18 protein-coding genes, 1 pseudogene and 1 riboswitch are annotated in these 19,232 nt (G+C 69.4%); of the genes and pseudogenes, 13 read left to right on the top strand and 6 right to left on the bottom strand.

Going from position 1 to position 19,232, the window contains the following annotated elements; translation table 11 throughout:
• The first annotated feature begins 2 nt into the window (after positions 1–2).
• The 8 genes and pseudogenes from C6A87_RS28180 (at position 3) to C6A87_RS28145 (ending at position 7,216) form a co-directional block, all read left to right on the top strand.
• Positions 3–1,187: a sulfotransferase gene (locus tag C6A87_RS28180; RefSeq protein WP_311115245.1), complete on the top strand. Its 1,185-nt coding sequence runs from the start codon at positions 3–5 to the stop codon at positions 1,185–1,187.
• Positions 1,184–1,648, top strand: coding sequence for a VOC family protein (locus C6A87_RS28175; protein WP_311115244.1), 465 nt, complete (start codon positions 1,184–1,186; stop codon positions 1,646–1,648). Before C6A87_RS28180 ends, C6A87_RS28175 begins: the two co-directional genes overlap by 4 nt.
• Entirely contained in the window at positions 1,645–2,652 is a 1,008-nt protein-coding gene (locus C6A87_RS28170; RefSeq protein WP_311115243.1) for a zinc-binding dehydrogenase, read from the top strand. The genes C6A87_RS28175 and C6A87_RS28170 overlap by 4 nt, the downstream gene beginning before the upstream one ends.
• A 25-nt stretch (positions 2,653–2,677) precedes the next feature.
• On the top strand, positions 2,678–3,439 hold the full coding sequence (locus tag C6A87_RS28165; RefSeq protein ID WP_311115242.1) for an SDR family oxidoreductase: 762 nt from the start codon (positions 2,678–2,680) through the stop codon (positions 3,437–3,439).
• An 89-nt stretch (positions 3,440–3,528) separates the two neighbouring features.
• The gene (locus tag C6A87_RS28160; RefSeq protein ID WP_311115241.1) at positions 3,529–4,086 is read left to right on the top strand and encodes an AAA family ATPase; all 558 of its coding nucleotides are present in this window, start codon (positions 3,529–3,531) and stop codon (positions 4,084–4,086) included.
• A gap of 41 nt (positions 4,087–4,127) precedes the next feature.
• A riboswitch (TPP riboswitch) is annotated at positions 4,128–4,239 on the top strand.
• 119 nt (positions 4,240–4,358) lie between these two features.
• A pseudogene (locus C6A87_RS28155) lies at positions 4,359–4,989 on the top strand (ECF transporter S component).
• Positions 4,986–6,464, top strand: a complete 1,479-nt coding sequence (locus tag C6A87_RS28150; protein ID WP_311115240.1) for an ABC transporter ATP-binding protein — start codon at positions 4,986–4,988, stop codon at positions 6,462–6,464. Before C6A87_RS28155 ends, C6A87_RS28150 begins: the two are co-directional and overlap by 4 nt.
• Positions 6,461–7,216 (top strand): energy-coupling factor transporter transmembrane component T, encoded by a 756-nt coding sequence (locus tag C6A87_RS28145; RefSeq protein WP_311115239.1) that lies wholly within the window; start codon positions 6,461–6,463, stop codon positions 7,214–7,216. The genes C6A87_RS28150 and C6A87_RS28145 overlap by 4 nt, the downstream gene beginning before the upstream one ends.
• Here the strand turns inward: C6A87_RS28145 and C6A87_RS28140 are convergent.
• The 4 genes from C6A87_RS28140 to malQ form a co-directional block, all read right to left on the bottom strand.
• Entirely contained in the window at positions 7,200–8,363 is a 1,164-nt protein-coding gene (locus C6A87_RS28140; protein WP_311115238.1) for an MFS transporter, read from the bottom strand. The two genes, C6A87_RS28145 and C6A87_RS28140, sit on opposite strands and share 17 nt — an antisense overlap.
• A gap of 91 nt (positions 8,364–8,454) precedes the next feature.
• Positions 8,455–9,879 (bottom strand): sugar porter family MFS transporter, encoded by a 1,425-nt coding sequence (locus C6A87_RS28135; protein WP_311115237.1) that lies wholly within the window; start codon positions 9,877–9,879, stop codon positions 8,455–8,457.
• A 97-nt stretch (positions 9,880–9,976) separates the two neighbouring features.
• Positions 9,977–11,008, bottom strand: coding sequence for a fused (3R)-hydroxyacyl-ACP dehydratase subunits HadA/HadB (locus C6A87_RS28130; protein WP_311115236.1), 1,032 nt, complete (start codon positions 11,006–11,008; stop codon positions 9,977–9,979).
• An 89-nt stretch (positions 11,009–11,097) separates the two neighbouring features.
• Positions 11,098–13,092, bottom strand: coding sequence for a 4-alpha-glucanotransferase (malQ, locus tag C6A87_RS28125; RefSeq protein WP_311115235.1), 1,995 nt, complete (start codon positions 13,090–13,092; stop codon positions 11,098–11,100).
• A gap of 136 nt (positions 13,093–13,228) precedes the next feature.
• On the opposite strand from malQ, the gene abc-f reads away from it, so the two are divergent.
• Positions 13,229–14,875 carry a ribosomal protection-like ABC-F family protein gene (gene abc-f / locus C6A87_RS28120; RefSeq protein WP_311115234.1) on the top strand — a complete coding sequence of 549 codons (1,647 nt, stop codon included), beginning with the start codon at positions 13,229–13,231 and terminating at the stop codon, positions 14,873–14,875.
• A gap of 98 nt (positions 14,876–14,973) precedes the next feature.
• Positions 14,974–16,158, top strand: coding sequence for an osmoprotectant NAGGN system M42 family peptidase (locus tag C6A87_RS28115; protein ID WP_311115233.1), 1,185 nt, complete (start codon positions 14,974–14,976; stop codon positions 16,156–16,158).
• A gap of 6 nt (positions 16,159–16,164) precedes the next feature.
• Here C6A87_RS28115 and C6A87_RS28110 read toward each other — a convergent pair whose 3' ends face one another.
• Both C6A87_RS28110 and C6A87_RS28105 read right to left on the bottom strand, forming a co-directional pair.
• On the bottom strand, positions 16,165–16,596 hold the full coding sequence (locus tag C6A87_RS28110; protein WP_311115232.1) for a nitroreductase family deazaflavin-dependent oxidoreductase: 432 nt from the start codon (positions 16,594–16,596) through the stop codon (positions 16,165–16,167).
• Positions 16,597–16,665: 69 nt separating this feature from the next.
• The gene (locus C6A87_RS28105; protein WP_311115231.1) at positions 16,666–17,091 is read right to left on the bottom strand and encodes a hypothetical protein; all 426 of its coding nucleotides are present in this window, start codon (positions 17,089–17,091) and stop codon (positions 16,666–16,668) included.
• Positions 17,092–17,192: 101 nt separating this feature from the next.
• Here C6A87_RS28105 and C6A87_RS28100 point away from each other — a divergent pair, with 101 nt between their 5' ends.
• The 3 genes from C6A87_RS28100 to C6A87_RS28090 are packed head-to-tail and all read left to right on the top strand — an operon-like array spanning position 17,193 to position 19,147.
• Entirely contained in the window at positions 17,193–17,474 is a 282-nt protein-coding gene (locus C6A87_RS28100) for an ANTAR domain-containing protein (protein WP_311115230.1), read from the top strand.
• Positions 17,475–17,486: 12 nt separating this feature from the next.
• Positions 17,487–18,104 carry a YigZ family protein gene (locus tag C6A87_RS28095; RefSeq protein ID WP_311115229.1) on the top strand — a complete coding sequence of 206 codons (618 nt, stop codon included), beginning with the start codon at positions 17,487–17,489 and terminating at the stop codon, positions 18,102–18,104.
• Positions 18,101–19,147, top strand: coding sequence for a D-2-hydroxyacid dehydrogenase (locus C6A87_RS28090; RefSeq protein ID WP_311115228.1), 1,047 nt, complete (start codon positions 18,101–18,103; stop codon positions 19,145–19,147). The genes C6A87_RS28095 and C6A87_RS28090 overlap by 4 nt, the downstream gene beginning before the upstream one ends.
• The last annotated feature ends 85 nt before the right edge of the window (positions 19,148–19,232 follow it).

Here is a 19,232-nt window from a genome sequence, read left to right as displayed (position 1 = left end):
AGATGAGCGAATTCGACGCTGTCGCAACGGCCGAAGATGTCCTGGACATCGCGGTCGAGCGCACCGGCCTGTGCGAGATCGATTCGGGCTCCTGGCGGGAGGGCCTGGAGATCGTCGTCGACGAGGTCAATACCTCGGCGGCATTCACGCCGTCTGGGCGTGAGCGCATACTCAACGACTGCGCCGACGCCCTCGCGCGCCGGCTCCAGGTCCACGAGTACATCGAAACTCATCCCGAGCTGCTCGACGCGCCCGTGGAGAGACCGTTGTTCGTGCTGGGCATGCCTCGCACAGGCACGACCGTGGTCAGCTATCTGCTCGATCAGGATCCCGCCCGGCGGTCGCTGCTGCTCTGGCAGTGCATGCGGCCCGTCCCGCCCGCGCCCACCGAGACGCTACGCACCGATCAACGGTGTCTGGACCTGCTCGACGAGCAGCGCAAGATGCTGGAGATGGTCACCGCCGCGAAAGTCCCTTTGCCACATTGGGAAGACGCCGACGGCCCCACCGAGGACATGTTCATCCACAATCAGGACTTCAAAGCGCTGTCGTGGGACGCATTCCTGCACACCTCGAGGTACTACGAGTGGCTGTTCGCCGAGGCGGACATGGTCACGACCTACGAGTACCAGAAGCGCTATCTGCAGGTGCTGCAATCGACCGCCCCGGGCATCTGGAGCCTGAAGATGCCGTCGCACTCCGTGCATATCGACGCGCTGCTGAAGGTTTTTCCGGACGCCCGGCTGGTCTGGGCCCACCGCGACCCGTACAAAGCCACCGGATCCCTGGGCAATCTGTTGAAGCTGCCGAAGAGCATGACCCACCACGCCGAGGCCCTCGACCTGCACGACGTAGGGCGCTACGTGAAGGCACAGATGGCCGAGCATGTCGAGCGGCCGCTGCGTGCGCGCGAGCGCATCGGCGACGACCGCTTCTTCCACATGCACTACTCGGAGATGATGCGCGACCCGATGGGCGTGATGCGGCGCCTGTACGACTGGGCCGGCGACACGCTGACACCGGAAACCGAGACACAGATGCAGAACTGGCTCGCCGAGCATCCGCAGGACCGTTACGGCGTGAACTCCTACAGCCTCGAGCAGTACGGTCTCACCGTCGACGAGCTGAAGCCCGTGTTCGCCGACTATCTCGGGACTTTCGACATCGAACTGGAAGGCCGACCGTGACCTCCGCCGTGCTCACCGCCGATGCGCTCTACCACACCGGTCTGGTCGTCCCCGATGTCGGCGAGGCCGCCGCCCGGCTCAGTGCTGCCGCCGGATACACCTGGACCAAGCCTGTCGAAGCCACCCTGACCGTGGCGACCCTCGACGGGGAGGTCGAGGTGCCGTTCCGGTTCGTCTACTCGTTGCAGGCGCCGCATCTGGAGATCGTTCAGGAAGTGCCGGGTACCGTGTGGACGGTGCGGGCTTCCGGTGCGGCGCACCATCTGGGTTACTGGGTCGACGACCTGCCCGCGGCGGCCCGACGGCTCGAAGAGGCCGGCTATCGCCTGGAAGCGCGCCCCGCGGGGGAATCCTTGACCACATTCGCCTACTTCATCGACGATTCCGGTGTCCGGATCGAGATCGTCGACCGCGCAATGTTTCCCGACTGGACCGGATTCCTGGACGCGATGTCGGCGTGAAGGTGGCGACGGTGACCGGGCCCGGGACGGTTCAGGTGCTGGACACGCCCGTACCCGTGGTCGGATCCAGGGACGTCCTGGTACGGATGCGCGCCTGCGGCGTCTGCGGATCGGACTCGTTCTACATCGCGATCGGGGGGATCCCGCCACGCCAGGGCAGCACCCCACTCGGGCATGAACCCGCCGGGGAGGTCGTCGAGGTCGGCGCCGATGTCGACGATATCGACGTGGGAGACCATGTCGTCGTCAATCCGATGGCCGCACCGGGCGGCATCATCGGAAACGGCGGTGCGCAGGGCGCATTGGCCGACTATCTGTTGGTGGAGAACGCAGTCCGCGGTGTCACGCTGCAGGTCATCCCGAAGCACATCCCGTTCGAGGTGGCCGCGCTCAACGAGCCGATGGCCGTCGCGCGCCACGGTGTCAATCAGTGCCGACCGAAGCCGGGCGACAAAGTCGTCGTGTTCGGCGCCGGACCGGTGGGTCTCGGCGCCGTGCTGGCATTCAAGTCGCTCGGCGTCGGGCACGTCGTCGTGGCCGACATCGTTGCGGCACGGCTGGATAAAGCTCTGCAAGTCGGCGCCGACGCGGTGATCAACTCGGGTGACGACGATGTGATCGCCCGGCTGATCGAGCTGCACGGCGAGGGGCAGGCGCTCGTCCCGGGAAAGGCCGGCACCGACATCTTCCTCGACGCCGCCGGCGCGAAAGCCGTCGTCGACACCGCCCTGGCGGCGGCGCAGAAGGGTGCCACGCTCGGGGTCGTCGGTGTGCACAAGGAGCCCGTCCCGGTCGATTTCGGCAACGTGATGAGCAACGAGATCACCATCGTCGGCTCCATGGGCTACCCCGACGAGATCTTCGAAGTGACAGAAGATCTGGTCACCAACTGGCAGAAGTACGCCGTGATCGTCAGCCACACCGTCCCGTTCTCGGAGGTGCACTCCGCATTCGACCTGGCGGGCACGCCCGGTGCTGCGGACAAGGTCGTCGTCACGTTCTGACCACACGTAGGAGAGGGAGGAAGTCGTGGATATACCTCGCGCGTCTGTGGCCGGGCGCAAGGTCCTGGTGACCGGCGCCGCCACCGGCATCGGCGCCGCGGCGGTGCGCGCACTCGTCGACGCCGAGGCGCTGGTGGCCGCGACCTATCACCAATCCGAACCCCCCGAGGGCTTGCCGGCCCACTGGCGGCGCTGCGATGTACGCGACGCCGACGATGTCGACGACGCGGTCGGGTACGCGGTACGCACGCTGGATGGACTCGATGTCGTCATCCACGCCGCCGGGCATTGGCAGCCGGGCGTACCCGGCTCCCTCACCGGCGACGACATCGATCGGCAGCTCGCCACGAATCTGAAGTCGACCATCTTCGTCAACCAGGCGGGTTATGCCGCGATGCGCGAAAACGGCGGCCAGATCATCAATTTCGGTTCTGCCGAGGCCGCAATGGGCAGTCCGATGTCGGCGGTCTACGCCGCAGCCAAGGGCGCCGTACACGCCTGGACCAGGTCGGCTGCACGCGCCTGGGCACACGACGGGGTGACGGTCAACGCCGTAGCGCCTGCGGTGCAGACCCCCGGGGCGGACCGAGTGCGGGAATTCCTCGGACCGGACATGGCGCCGCTGATGGACCAGCAGTTGCAGATGAGCATCCCGCTCGGCGGAAGGCTGGGTGACCCGGCGACCGACGTGGCTCCCGTACTGCTCTTTCTGAGCAGTCCGGCCGCGCGATTCATCACCGGACAACTCCTGGCCGTGGACGGCGGTCTGATGATGGTGGGTTCCTGAGCGGCGTCTGTCAGCCGACCCGCCGCGACTAAGGTCGGTGTCACCCGGCCGGCGGACCCGACCGTGGATCGGTCGATCAAGGGGACTTCGTGAGCGTCGACGCCGTGGTGGGCCGCCTGCTCTCCGAGGACATGACCACGGTGCTGATCGACGGTCGCTCCGGATCGGGGAAGTCCACGCTGGCCGACCGGCTGCACCAGCGCTGGCTCGGGAGCGTCCTGGTTCGCCTCGACGACATCTACCCGGGCTGGGACGGGCTGAACTGGGCCAGCCGGCACGTCCACGACGAACTGCTGCGCCCACGCGCCGAGGGGCGGCCCGGCCGGTGGCGCCGCTGGGACTGGGCGACCGACTCCCCGGCAGGCTGGCACACCGTGGGCGCCGGCCGGCGACTGATCGTCGAAGGGGTCGGCGCGCTGGCACCGGACAACCGGGCACTGGCCGACCTGGGCATCTGGGTCGAGAGCCCGGAGCCTCTGCGCAGGCAGCGGGCACTGCAGCGCGACGGCGACACCTACCGTCCGCACTGGGACCGGTGGGCAGCGCAGGAACTGGAGTTCATCGCCCGGTGCGCCCCCCGCTCCGGCGCCGACTACGTCGTCACCGAGACGGCGCACGGCGCCACGTGGACGACAGTGCAGCGCTGACCCGGCCTGGCGGGGGCGGCCCCGGCTGCGCTAGCTTGGGGGACGTACCACACGGGAGTGCACACCGAGTGCGCTGAGAGGACGGCTGACCGGCCGTCGACCGTACGAACCTGACCGGGTAATGCCGGCGTAGGGAGATGCTCGTGAACGTCGCCTTTCACACACCGGCCTGTCACACACCACCGGCCTGAGCTCGGCCTCAGCAGCTCGGCACCCCGATTCTTCGGCGGGTCCCCGGGCGGACCCGCCATACCCGCAGTCAAGGAGTCCTCATGGACCAGCAGTATCTCGACCACACCGCAGCCGCCGGCCGCAGCCCCGCGCTGCGATGGCGGGTCGTCGACATCGTGGTCGCCAGCGTCCTGGCCGTCGCGGCCGGCCTGGTGTTCGTCTTCTGGAACGTCGCGTCCAATCCGCTGACCGAGCCGCTGGGAGCAGTGCTGCCCGGTCTGCAGGCACTCGCCGGCGGGGTGGCTGTTCGCCGGTGTGCTGACCGCGCTCGTGATCCGCAAACCCGGCGCGGCGCTGTACGGCGAACTGGTCGCGGCCACGGTGTCCGCCCTGGTCGGCAACCAGTGGGGGGTGCTGACCATCGAATCGGGAATCGTCCAGGGGCTCGGCGCCGAGCTGGTGTTCGCCGTCTTCTTCTACCGCAGGTGGAATCTGCCGGTGGCCGCCCTCGCCGGGGCAGCGGCCGGGCTGGCGCTGGCCGTCAACGACCTGTTCCTCTGGTACCCCGGCTCGACCACCGCGTTCGCCGCGATCTACACCGGCTCGGCGGTGATCTCCGGCGCCGTCCTCGCCGGCGTGCTGTCCTGGTTCGTCGTCCGGGGGCTGGCCAAGACCGGCGCGCTCGACCGCTTCGCCGCCGGCAGGGTGGTCTCGGGCCGCCGGCCCCGATGACCCCGGAGCCGGCTCCCGCGCGCGGCGGAGCCGCGATCGAGGCCCGGGGCTGGGGCTGGCAGCACGCGGGCCAACAACGATGGGCAACAAGGGGTCTCGATCTGCGCGTTGAGCCGGGGGAGCGGGTGCTGCTGCTGGGCCCGTCCGGCTCGGGGAAGTCGACGCTGCTGCAGGGACTCGCCGGACTGCTCGGCAGCGCCGACGAAGGCCATGCCGCCGGACAGCTTCTGGTCGACGGTAGGCCACCGGCTGCGCAACGGTCCCGCATCGGAATGGTCCTGCAGGACCCGGATTCCCAGGTGATCCTGTCGCGGGTCGGTGACGACCTGGCGTTCGGCATGGAGAACTTCTCGGTGCCGCGCAGCCGGATCTGGCCGCGCGTCGCCGACGCCCTGGAAGCTGTCGGGCTGAACCTGCCTCTTGGACAGGACACTTCGAAACTGTCCGGCGGGCAGAAGCAGCGGCTGGCGCTGGCCGGCGTGCTCGCCATGCAGCCCGGGCTGATCCTGCTGGACGAACCGACGGCCAACCTCGACCCCGCCGGTGTCGTCGAGGTACGTGATGCGGTCGCCGCCGCGGCCGACCGCACCGGCGCCACCGTGGTGGTCGTCGAGCACCGCACCAAGGTGTGGCTGCCGGTGATCGACCGGGTGGTCGTGCTCGGCGCAGACGGTACCGTCATCGCCGACGGTCCACCGGAGCAGACCCTCACACGCGAGCGCAAACACCTTGTGCAGTCCGGGATCTGGTTACCCGACGTGCCGGCCACCCCTGTCCGGCGGGCACCGCAGACCGCGCCGGAGCCGCTGCTGACCGCCGCCGACCTGTCGGTGGGCCACCGCGGCGGACCGGTCGCGCGCAGCGGACTGAACTTCGACATCCCCCGCGGCCGGGTCACCGCCGTCACCGGGCCCAACGGCTGCGGCAAGTCCGCTCTCGCGCTGACCCTGGGCGGGCTGCTGGCACCGCGCGGCGGAGCGCTGCGGGCCGCCGAGTCGTTCGCCCCGTTGCCCAGGAAGCTCGAGCCGGTCCGGTGGCGGTCCAAGGAACTGCTGACCCGCATCGCGAGCGTCTTCCAGGATCCCGAACACCAGTTCCTCACCGGCACGGTCCGAGACGAGCTTGCGCTCGGACCCAGGGCGCTGGGGCGCAGTCCCGACGAAATCCATACTCTGAGCGACGATCTGCTGGACCGGCTGCGCCTCGGTCAGCTGGCCGACCGCAGCCCGTTCACCTTGTCCGGGGGCGAGAAGCGCCGGCTGTCGGTGGCGACCGTGCTGATGACCCGGCCCGCCGCCGTCATCCTCGACGAACCCACCTTCGGGCAGGACCGCCGTACGTGGGAGGAGCTCATCCAGCTGCTGGCCGAGCTCGCCGACGCGGGAACCGCCGTGGTGGCCGTCACGCACGACACCGAGTTCGTCGACGTCCTCGCCGACCGGCGTATCGCCCTGGCTGCGGCGGCGCACCGATGACGACCGTGCGCGTCAACCCGGTCGCGAAGCTGCTCGCCGCGGCGCTCATCGCGGGCACGCTGGTGCTCAGCGTCGACTGGCTGTCGGCGCTGACCGCGCTGGTGCTGGAGATCCCGCTGCTGCTCGCGCTGCGCATCCCGTTACGTGCCTTTGCGATCCGCGGCGCGTTCGTCACTCTCGCCGCGGCGCTGACCGCGCTGACCAACCTGCTCTACGGTGAGCCCAGCGGCGCCGTGCACTGGCATTTCCTGCTGATCACCGTCAGCGACGGGTCCATCGAGCTCGCGCTGGCGATGTTCCTGCGCGTGCTGGCGATCGCATTGCCGTCGGTGTGCCTGTTCATCGACGTCCAGCCGACCGAGCTGGCCGACGGGCTGGGCCAGATCCTGAAGCTGCCTGCCCGATTCGTCGTGGGTGCCCTGGCCGGGCTGCGGACGGTAGGCCTGCTGCGCCAGGACTGGGAGTACCTGGGCCATGCGCGGCGGGCCCGCGGGGTGGCCGACCACGCCCGGGTGCGGCGGTTCCTCGGTCAGGCGTTCGCGCTGCTGGTCTTCGCGCTGCGCCGGGGGGCCAAGTTGGCCACCGCCATGGAGGCACGGGGTTTCGGCGCGTACCCGACCCGCACCTGGGCGCGGCCCTCGACGTTCGGCGCGCCGGAACTGGCGCTCCTGGGCGCCGCCGCGGTGATCGCGGCAGCGGCTGTCGCGGTCGCGGTCACCGCAGGAACGTGGGACTTCATCGGCGGGCGGTGACGCCGGCACCCGGTGCCGTGCGGGCGGAGGCAGGGCTCAAGATCGCCGGCATCAGTCCGACCACCGCGAACACCAGGAATGCCGCGGTATAGCCGAACGATTGGATCAGCGCGCCGACGACCGGTGCACCGATCGCCTGGCCGGCGGCGATCGCGAAGAACGACATGCCGACACCGAACGCCGCGGAATCCGGGTACAGGCGCGTGCTCCACAGCAGGAGCAGGCCGGTGAGGCCGATGTAGGCCGCGCCGAACATGCCTGCCGACAGCAGGACACCCGCGGTGTGCTCCCGAGAGACGGCCAGCAGCGCGGTGCCCGCCGACATCGCGGAGACGGTGACCACCCACGTCGGACGGAAGCCCAGCCGCTGCACCGCGGATCCGCCGAGGGCGCCGATGATCCCGGCGGCGCCCAGCAGCATCCAGGCGCTGGTCGCGACCGCGTCTCCGCCGGAGCTGGTGCTGATCAGGTCGCGCCCGAAGTTCCAGATGGCGATGCTGCCCAGGCCGGCCAGAACAGAGGCGGTCAGCAGCCGGGCGGTACCGGGCGCAAGCCGACGGTCCCGGCGCACGCCGCGATCCGCTGCCGGTCCGTTACGGAGTGTGAACGCCACCCACACGGTGACCGCGACGGTGAGGACGCCGTAGGTGCCCCACGCGACGCGCCAGTGGTCGAACAACGCAAAAGCGATCGGGCCCGACACCACCACGCCGATCCCGGTGCCCGCGTTGACGATCGTCTGGGCGCGGTCGGCTCGCTCGGCGCTCAGGCGTTGGGCGAGAGCGGTGGCCAGTGGCGGGGAAGCGAGGCCGGTGCTCATCCCCGCCAGGAGGATGCCCGCGGCCAGGACCGGCGCAGAGGGGGCGACTGCGACGACGACGATGCCGACCGTCGCGACAACTCCTGCCGCAACGGCCATTCGGCGCGCACCCACCCGATCGCTGAACACCAGTGCGACGGTGATCGCCGCGCAGTAGCCCACGTAACTGCCGGACCCGATCAGACCGATGACGGTGGAACTCAACTGGAACTCGTCGGTGAACACGGGCACGAACAACCCGTAGGCGAATCGGGCGAATCCGTAGCAGCAGCCGATGAGGGCGGTCCCGGCGGCGATCAACGAATAGAACGTCCGATCAGCCGTCATCCCGTGTCTCTTCCCGCGCTTCATCCGTCGCTCCCGGTGTGCATTTGGTGTGCAACCGCGGCGGGGGACGACTTGAGTCCCGATGCCCGGCTCAGCGGGCGAAGTCCGCGGGACGGAACTCGCCCTTGCTGAGCTTGGTCTCGATCTCCTCCAGGCTTCGGCCGGTGAGATCCGGCATCCGGAAATAGACGAACAGCCATGCCGCGACGTTGAACAGCCCGTAGAGCCACATCGACGGACCGACCCCGATACCACTGATCAGCGTCAGCAGCGTCAGCGTGATGAGCAGGTTGGTGCCCCACAGTGCCGCGGACTGCGCGGCGGTGCCGGCGGGGCGCACGGCCAGTGGGTAGGTCTCGGAGCCGGTCAGCCAGCCCATCAGCTGCAGCCCGCCGGCGTTGAAGAGCATGAAGACGACGAGGCACGCGATGATGAACGGCATCGATTCGCGACCGCTGTTGCCGGAGACGAACAGCCAACCCAGCACGAAAAGGCTCAGCGCCGCACCGGGAATCATGATGAGCGTCAGCCGGCGGCGGCCGACCTTGTCGATGATCGACAGACCGACCAGCTGGGCCACCAGATAGCTCACCCCGAGCGCGACCGACACCTGGAGCGCCACGGACTCGGAGAACCCGTTGTCGGTGAGGATCGTCGGCGAGTAGTAGATGATCATCTCTATACCGCTGAGCTGGGTGAAGATGGCGATACCGCAGCCCAGGATCAGGGCCGGCCGCACCCATTTCGCCCGCAGCCCCGACCAGCCCCGCGTCTTGGCGGTCTGCTCCTCGCGGGCCAGCGCGGCCATCTCGTCGAGTTCCCCGTCGATGTCGTAGTCCGAGGGCCGGACCCGTCGGAGTACCTCGCCGGCTTTGGCGCGGTCGTCGTTCTTGACCAGCCAGCGCGGGCTCTCCGGTAACCGCAGGAGCAGGACGAGCATGATCACGGCGGGCACACAGGCCGCGCCGATCGACCACCGCCACGGGATGAACGCCGAAGCCCCGACGATCGTGGCGATCACGATGCCGGCTCCGATCGCGATCTGGAAACAGAGCACCAGCCGGCCGCGGTACTTCGGGGGTGCCAACTCGGCGACGTACATCGGTGCGGTCTGGGTGGCGCCGCCGACGGCGAATCCCAGCACGAGCCGCCCGATCGACAGCAGGACCGGGTTGGGTGCGAGCGCACACCCGACGGCTCCGACGGCGAAGACGACGGCGAGCATCACCAACGTCCTCTTCCGGCCGCCGCGCTCGGAAAGGTAACTGCACGTCAACGCCCCGATCACCGCGCCGAGCAGAATGCTCGCGGCGATGATCTGCTTCCAGCCCTCTTCGATCTCGAAGTCTTTGGTGATCTGCAGCAGAGCGCCCGAGATGATGCCGGTGTCGTATCCGTACAGCATTCCCGAGATCGCCGAGACCAGCGCGACGATCACCACCGAGCCGGTCAGCTGTCCCGGGCTCTGGTGCCGCGCTCGCGCCGACTCCTCCGAAGTGCTGTCGACGGAACTCACAAAGACCTCCAGGGGCAGGTTCGCTGATTACGCGGTGCCCCTATACCCACAACGGCCGCTGAAAGCCACCTTCGCGGGAAGACCGCTTCGCCAGAGGTCAGCGGAAGCGGACGTGCAGCGTTGCCAGCCCGAAGATCTTCCTGCCGTCCGACTTGGCCGCGACGAGGACGACACCGCTGCGGCTCTCCGGGTCCAAAGACCTGATCTTGCCGCTGAACTCGATGTCGGCGCCTTCCTTGGCGGACACGATCGCCGGCTGCGACAACCGCACGGAGTAGCGGGTCACCGCACCGGGGTCACCCGACCAGGCCGAGACGAACCCGGCGCCCAGACCCATCGTGAGCATCCCGTGGGCGATCACGTCGGGCAGCCCGGCCAGCTTCGCGATGTCCTCGTCCCAGTGGATCGGGTTGGCGTCACCGGCCACGCCGGCGTAGTTCACCAGGTCGCCGCGGGACAGCCGGGTGTGGTGCACCGCCAGCTCGTCGCCGACCTTCACGTCGTCGAACGACGGCGTGCCCGGGGTGCGGGTCAGGCCGCCCTCGGAGACCCGGATCGCGCCCTCGGGGCGCACCGTCTTCGCGTAGTCGGCATCGGATCCGCCGATGTCGAGGATGTTCATGTCGTGCATCATCGCCTTCTGCACGGCCGTCTTGACCCCGGCGTCGATGTCGTCTGCGGTGACGCCGACCACGGTGGTGTGCAGCGTGTGCACCCGCTCGCCGTGGGTGTCGGTGAAGGTGTTGGTGACGGTGATGAAGTCCCGGCCTGCCGTTCTGCGCACCGACGTCAGCTCCACGTCGATGACCAGTTCATCGCCTGCCACGATCGGGCGGTGCTGCTCGAAGACCTCTTCGGTCTGCAGGTAGGTGTCGTAGCCGACGACGATCTCCTCGAACATCCGGCGGTTGCACTGCATACCGGGGGCCGACGTGAACGTCAGCGGCGCGATGACGTCCGGATATCCCAGCTCCTTGGCTGCGGCGACGTCCCAGTGCGCAGGGTGGTAGTCCTGCACGGCGCGGGCGTATTCGCGCAGCTTCTCGCGGCCCACGAGGTAGGTGCCGTCCATCTGGTAGTGGTGCCCCACTCGTGCTTCGAGGGGCGACGCGTCTGCTGGTGCGGTCATGGATGTGCTCAACTCTTCCGTCGGCTGTTCCGGAGGCCGACTACAGCACACTAACGCGCAGGCACGGTGCCGCTACAAGCCGAACCGGCTCACCTGCCCGTCGCCGCGCGGAAGGCTGCGGCGACCTCGGCAACCCTCGGGTCGGATTTCAGCTGCTCGAGGGACACCGGCAACGGCAGGCGCCAGTTCGGGTATTCGTCGACCGTCCCCGGGAGATTCGGCTGCCGGGTCTCACCGATCACGTCGTAGGGAGAGATCAGCTTGAGCCGGCTCGGCGTCGACGCCAGGAACCGGTGCATGGCGACGATGATCGAGGTTTCGTCGGGTTCGTCGGCGGGTCCGGCACCGTCTGGCGGCGGAAGCAGCCCCTCGGACCGCAACAGCGCCAGCCACTCCGCGCGCTCCTTGTCGGCGTTGGCCTGTTCGGCGGGGACGTCGTCGAGGAGGCCGAGATCAGCCCTCGCGCGGACGTGCTCCCCGCACAGAAAGCCCGCAGCGGTGGGCAGGTCGTGCGTGGAGAGGCTGGCGGCCGCCCGGGACGGCCAGCGGGCCGGCGGCAACAGCGGTTCGCCGGGAGCGGACTGGTCGCGGGTGAACCAGGACACGGCGCATCCGAGCATCTCGTTGGCGGCGAGCGCCTCGGTGACCTCGGGTTCGACGGTGCCGAGGTCCTCACCGACGACGGTGGCCCCGGCACGGTGGGCCTCCAGCGCGAGCACCGCAAGCATCGTCTCGGCGTCGTAATGCACGTAGGTGCCGCGGTCCGGAGTGTCGCCCGGCGGGATCCACCACAGCCGCCACAGCCCCGCGACGTGGTCGATGCGCAGGCCGTCCGCATGGGAAAGCACGGCGCGCAACATGTCTCGCAGTGCGGCGTAACCGGTGGCGGCCAGCCGGTCGGGGCGCCAGGGCGGTAGCCCCCAGTCCTGGCCGCGCGGCGTGAAGTTGTCCGGCGGCGCGCCGACACTGACACCCGAGGCCAACACGTCGGCCAGTGCCCACGCGTCGGCGCCGTCGGCGTCGACCCCCACGGCGAGGTCGTGAAGGACGCCGAGCGGCATCCCCGCATCGTGTGCGGCGGCGCGTACGGCAGCAAGCTGTTCGGCGCACCGCTGCTGCACCCATGCGTGGAATGCCAACCGGGGGGCCAACTCCCGGCGTGCCGAGGACACAGCGGCACCGGACACGTCGCGCAGCGGTTCAGGCCACCGGGACCACCGGCCGCCGTGCCGCTCGGCCAGCGCACAGTAGGTCGCCCAGTCCCGCAGCCCGGCGGAGGAGGACGGGTCCGCCAGGGGATCGGGCCTGCCCTCGGCGCGCCAGAGCAGTTCCAGCGCATCCCGTTTGGCGGTCCACACGAGGTCGTGGTCGATGCGCTCGGTGGTGGGCGAGACCCGCAGCGCGTCGACCTCTGCGCGGATGTCGGGTGCCGCGCGGCGGTAGGCGTCGAGATCCTCGATACGCAGAGCAAGCGGGTTGGCGAACCGCCGGCTGGACGGGGTGTACGGGGAGGGCTGCACCGGATGCGTCGGGCCCGGGGCGTGCAGCGGGTTCAACAGCACCGCGCCCGCGCCGTGCTCGGTGGCGGTCCACTTCACGAATTCCGCCAGGTCACCGAGGTCACCGATGCCCCACGACTGCGCCGAGCGCAGCGCGTAGAGCTGCAGCATCCACCCCCAGGTCGCCGGCGAGGGCGGCACCCGGTCCGGCGCCGCGACCAACGTCGCCTCCTGCCCGTCCCGGGTGTGGATCCGGTACCAGCCCGGCGCGAGGTCACCGGGCACCTCGTCGCGGACCTCGGTCTCGATGCCGTCCTCGCTCGTCAGGGCGACCGCCCCCGGAAGCGGATGAGCGTGACCGTTCAACCGGACGGCGACGGTGGGCGCCATCACCCCCGCGCGGTCGGTTTCGGCCAGCTTCGCCAGTTCCGCGCTGCGCTCGGCCGCGGTAGCGGCGGGCACATCGAGCAGGCCGAGCACCCGGATCACCACCTCGGCGTCGACGTCGACCGGTTCGCGGCGCTCGTTCCGGTAGCTGGTGGCCACCCCGTGAGCAGCGGCCAGCCTTCGCAGGTCATCGGGCACGGGCCGCGGATCCCCGGTCAGCGGAGCCTCGCAGGCACGGCGCGACGGCGGGCGGCGGGGTGATGGAGTGAGAGCACGCCGCCGCTATACCCGTGCGACGGATTTCCACACACCGCGCCGGTGCGACGATAGGGCAGTGACCGCAACCCTCGTCGCGAAGAACCTGGCCGGCGGATTCGCCCACCGCACGCTGTTCGAGGGCGTCGACCTGACCGTCGCGCCCGGCGACGTGGTCGGTGTCGTCGGCGCCAACGGCGCAGGCAAGAGCACGCTGCTGCGGATTCTGGCCGGCGAGCTCGACCCGTTGGAGGGCTCGGTCAGCGTCGCGCCGGCCGACGCGTTCGTCGGGTGGCTGCCCCAGGAACACGAACGGATTCCCGGCGAGACCGTCGCCGGCTACATCGCCCGCCGCACCGGATGCGCCGAGGCCACGCGCGCCATGGAGGCGGCCGCCGCGGCCCTCGACGACGCCGGCGCAGGCGCCGAGGCCTACTCCGCCGCGCTGGACCACTGGCTGGCCACCGGCGCCGCCGACCTGGACGAGCGGCTGCCGCCGGTGCTGGCCGACCTCGGGCTCGACACCGACGCGGTACGGCCCGACTCGACGCCGATGACCGCGCTCTCGGGTGGCCAGGCGGCGCGGGTGGGACTGGCCGCACTGCTGCTGTCGCGGTTCGACATTGTGCTGCTCGACGAGCCGACCAACGACCTCGACCTCGACGGCCTGGCCCGGCTGGAACGCTTCGTCGGCGAGCTGCGCGGCGGCGTGGTGTTGGTCAGTCACGACCGGGAGTTCCTGGCCCGCACCGTGACCCGGGTGCTGGAACTGGATCTGGCGCAGAACACCACCACGGTGTTCGGCGGCGGATACGAGAGCTACCTCGACGAGCGCGAGGTCAGCCGGCGGCACCGCCGCCAGCAGTACGAGGAGTTCGCCGAGAAGAAGGCCGATCTGGTGGCCCGGGCGCGGGTGCAACGGGAATGGTCGAGCCAGGGGACGCGCAACGCGATCCGCAAGGCCCCCGACAACGACAAGATCCGCCGCCGCGCGGCCACCGAGTCCAGCGAGAAGCAGGCGCAGAAGGTGCGCCAGATGGAGAGCCGGATCGCGCGGATGGAGGAGGTCGAGGAGCCGCGCAAGGAGTGGAACCTGCAGTTCACGATCGGCGCCGCGCCCCGGTCCAGCGCGGTCGTCGCGACCCTCGACAAAGCCGTTGTGCGGCAAGGAGAATTCGTTCTCGGCCCGGTGACGTTGCAGGTGGACGCCGGGGAGCGGATCGGCATCACCGGACCCAACGGCGCAGGGAAGTCGACGTTGCTGCGCCTGCTGCTGGGCCGGCGCACCCCCGACGAGGGGCGGGCCTCGCTGGGCGCCAGCGTCCACATCGGCGAGATCGACCAGGCGCGCGCCGAGTTCTCCGGGGCCGGGCGACTGATCGACCGCTTCGAGCAGTACGTGCCGTCCTGGCCGACGGCCGAGGTGCGCACGCTGCTGGCCAAGTTCGGGCTCGGCGCCGATCACGTGGAACGCGAGGTCGGCGACCTGTCGCCGGGCGAACGCACCCGCGCCGGGATGGCGCTGCTGCAGGCCCGCGGCACCAACGTGCTGGTGCTCGACGAGCCGACCAACCACCTCGACCTGCCCGCCATCGAGCAGCTCGAACAGGCTTTGGACAGCTACCAGGGCGCCCTGCTGCTGGTCACCCACGATCGCCGGATGCTGAGCAACGTCCGGTTGGACCGCTCGTGGCAGGTGGAGCGCGGGCAGGTCACCGAGCTGTGACCGACCGGCCGTCGCTGATGACGACGAGCGACGAAACGCTGCGGTCCGGCGCCGGCCGACCCTAAGCTCAGGTCCGGGTCGCGCCCGAAGGAGACCGCATGAGCCCAGGCGAAATCATGTCCGAAGCCGACAGCTCATGGATGGTCGACACCTTGCTCGCGCTGTTGCAGACCCCGAGCCCGACAGGGCGCACCGACGCGGTGATGCAGATGATCGGCGAGATACTCGACGACTTCGGCGTGTCCTTCTCGCTGACCCGCCGCGGCGCGCTGATCGCCGAACTGCCTGGCGAATCGGCGACCACGGACCGCGCGCTGGTGGTTCACGCGGACACCGTGGGCTGTATGGTGCGGGGGCTCAAGGACAACGGGCGTCTGGAACTGATCACGGTCGGTACCTTCTCGGCGCGCTTCGCGGCCGGTGCACGGGTGCGGATCCTGTGCGAGGACTCCGACGAGATGATCACCGGCACGATCCTGCCGCTCAAGGCCAGCGGGCACGCGTTCGGAGACGACGTCGACACCCAGATCACCGACTGGGACCACGTCGAAGTCCGGGTGGACCGCCAGGTCTCGTCGCGGGAAGACCTGGTGCGGCTGGGAATCCGGATCGGCGACTTCGTGCCGCTGATGGCCAACCCGGTCCTCACCGAGGACGGATTCGTGGTGTCGCGGCATCTCGACGACAAGGCCGGGGTCGCCGCCGCGCTCACCGTGATCAAGAACCTCGTCGACCACTCGGTGACCCTGCCGCACCGCACCGCGTTCATGGTCACCATCGCCGAAGAGGTCGGCTACGGGGCCAGCACCGGGTTGCCCGCCGACATCGCGGAGATGATCAGCGTGGACAACGCGGTGTGCGCGCCCGGTCAGCACTCCCGCGAGGACGCTGTGACCGTGCTGATGTCAGATCTGCACGGCCCCTACGACTACCACCTGACGCGCAACCTGTGCCGACTGGCAGAGGAAGCCGAAATCCCGTTCACCCGAGACGTTTTCCGGTACTACCGGTCGGATGTCGCCGCGGCGATCGAAGCGGGCGCGAACACCAGGGCCGCGTTGCTCGGGTTCGGCGTCGATGGCAGTCACGGCTGGGAACGGACGCACATCGATTCGATGAAGGCGACCTACCGCCTGCTGCACGCGTGGATCCAGTCACCGCTGACGTTCGCCAAGTGGGACGCCAAACCCTCCGGGACAGGCGATCTGCGCGACTTCCCGTCATCGAAGCAGCCGCCCGCGCGCGAACGGTGGGTTCCACTGTCGCGCAACGACACTCCGTAACAGGGGCTACTCGGCCGGCTCGATGAGGAAGACCGGGATCTGCCGAGACGTCTTGGTCTGGTATTCGGCATACGGAGGGTAGGCCTCGACCGCGAGCTTCCACCAGTGCTCCCGTTCGTCGCCTTCGAGCTCACGTGCGACGCCGTCGAAGACTTTCTCGCCGTCCTGCACGGTCACCGACGGATTCGCCTTGACGTTGAAGTACCAGCTGGGATGTTTGGGATCGCCGCCCTTGGAGGCGACCATCGCGTAACGGCCGTTCTCCTCGACGCGCATCAACGGCACGTAGCGCTTCTTCCCGGACTGTGCACCGGTGGTGGTGAACAGCACGACGGGCCTGTCGAACACCTGGACACCTTCGGTGGTGCCTTGCTCAAGAATGCGCTGGGTCTGCTCGCGGACCCAGTCGGTGGGACTCAACTCTGCTTGCTCGCTCACTCTGCCTCCAACGCCCTGGCTCGAAATAGGTATTCCCCGGGTAACCCGTCGGCCGCAGATGCAACCGCGTCACGCCGACGGTAACAGCGTGTCGAGCAGCGCCAGTTCGGCCTTGCTGACCCACGACGGGTTGGCCTGCTGCGGCGAGCGAAACACCTCCATCGAACCCAGCCCCGCGACCGCGGACAGCTGCGCCGCGGTGACCGGCTCGGCGAACAGCGGGATGTCCACCGGTACGTGCAGCCGGCCGCCGTCGTCGGCAGGACGGCCGGTGATCCGGCCCGCCCCCCAGATGCCGCGCCGCGGATGGGCCGAGACCCAGAACAGCACCCGGTGGCCCGGCCGGATGAGCTGTGACCGGTAGTTGTCGGCGACGCACCAGTGCGGCTTGGCCCGGCCCGCCGCCACCATCGGATCGACACCGGTGGTGTGCGGGTTGCATTTGATCAGCCACGCGCCGAGCGTCTCCGGCGTCACGGCCCGGTTCGGGGGCATCAGCGGATTGTGCCCGGTTGGGTCGAAGTGAGACAGTCTGCTGGTGTGCGCCGGGTGTCTACTGGCCACCGACAACGGGCGGATTCGATCGAGGTTGGCGGATGAGACACGGGGTATCGACAGTCGACGTGCTGTCGCGCAGGACGATCGACAACGCCGTCGGGGTGTTGATCTGCCTGCGTCGTTGCAGCCCGGAGGCCGCGTTCGTCGAACTGGTGGAGGCGGTGGAACGCACCGGCCGTACCCTCGGCGACGTGGCGTCGGGGCTCGTGGCCCTGGCAGGCGGATGCCCGTCACGCGAGGAGGCTGGCGCCTTTCCGGAATGGAGCGAGCTCGTCGCCCGGCTTCCGGGGGTCGAATCCATGGCGGTGCGGCAGGAGTGAGGACGGGGGCCGATGCCGTTCACGTTGGCCGGCGGCGACCACCCCGTCGCCGAGGCACTGATCAAGAAGTCACGTTTTGTTGCGCGGTTGCGGCGGGTGGAGCGGGTGAGCGATGCGGTGGAATTCGTCGCGGCAATACGACAGCAGGACCGGGGTGCCGGCCATCACTGCTTCGCCTACCTTGTCGGCGCCGACGGGGATGCCCGGGTGGAGCGCAGCAGCGACGACGGTGAGCCTGCAGGAACTGCGGGCGTACCGATCCTCAACACGCTGAAGTCGCATGACCTGATCGATGTCGTCGCGGTCGTGTCGCGGCACTTCGGGGGCATCAAGCTCGGCGCCGGAGGCTTGGCCCGCGCGTACTCGGGGACGGTCGCGGCGGCCGTCGCGTCGGCGAAACTGTGCCCACGTGTCGCATGGCAGGTCTTCCGGCTGGCAGCCGACCACGGCGAGGCCGGGCGGGTGCAGGCGGAGTTGCGGGCGCGGGGAATCGAGGTCGTCGAAGTGACGTACGGTGAACGGGCGACCATCACCGTCATGTGCGCCGAGGCGGTCCGACTGCAGGAGATGGTGGATGAAATCACCTCGGGCCGCGCGGAATCGGTCTACGTAGGCCGCGTTTGGCGATGAATTCAGACCGACCGGTGACGAGCCAACTCGATGTATTGATCGCCTCCTATCTGGACCAGGCGCTGGTCGACAGGATCGCCGCCACGGATCCGCGGGTCAGCGTGCATTACCACCCGGACCTACTCCCGGCCCCGCGCTGGGTCGGGGACCACGCAGGTATCCCGCCCGCACTACATGCCGGGCAGCACGAGCGATGGAGTGCCCTGCTCGCCGGCGCGCAGGTGATGTTCGACTTCGACTGGCGGCGACCGGAGGACACGCTGGCGCAGTCGCCCCGACTGCGCTGGGTCCAGGCGACATCGGCCGGCGTGGGCGCCCGAGTTGAGGCGCTGGGCTTACGGCACGGGCCACTCACGATCACCACCGCCTCCGGGGTACATGCCGGACCGCTCGCCGAGTTCGTCCTGGCGGGCATCCTCTATTTCGCCCGGAGGCTGCCCGACCTCGAGGCCGACCGTGCCGAACGCATATGGCGGGAGGGCGCGGCGTCCGAGCTGGCGGGGCGGAATGCCGTCGTCGTGGGTGCAGGGCGAATCGGCACCCGAATCGCCGAGATGCTGAAGGTCTTCGGCGTGACCTCGACCGGCGTGACCCGCAGGCGGCGCCCGGTCGCCGCACCGTTCGTCGAGGCCGTCACCTCTGAGGAGCTGCCCGGACATCTGCACAGAGCCGACATCCTGATCGTCGCCGCCCCGATCACCGACCAGACGCAGGCGATGATCGCGGCCCCGGAGATCGCGGCGCTGCCCGACGGGGCCGTCATCGTCAACGTCGGCCGCGGCGCGACGATCGACGAACACGCCATGATCGGTGAACTCCGTGCCGGGCGCCTGCGAGGAGCGGTGCTTGATGTCACCGCGGTCGAACCGCTACCCACGGACTCCGCACTGTGGTCGCTCGACAACGTGATCCTCAGCCCGCACACCGCGGCGAACGTGCCGTCCGAGAACGCCAAGATCGTCGAGATCTTCACCGACAACCTGCGCCGATACCTGCGGGGCGAGCCGCTGCGGAACGTCTATGACCACGACGCAGGCTACTGACGCGCCTCTGTAGCCACTATCACGTCGTCGTGGCTACCTGCGCAGCGCCCATCGATGGCATCCTGTGTATCAACCAGGTAACCGC

It is taken from the genome of Mycobacterium sp. ITM-2016-00317 (genome assembly GCF_002968295.1).
In the GTDB taxonomy this organism is placed as follows: domain Bacteria; phylum Actinomycetota; class Actinomycetes; order Mycobacteriales; family Mycobacteriaceae; genus Mycobacterium.
This window is presented reverse-complemented; position numbering and strand designations above follow the sequence as displayed.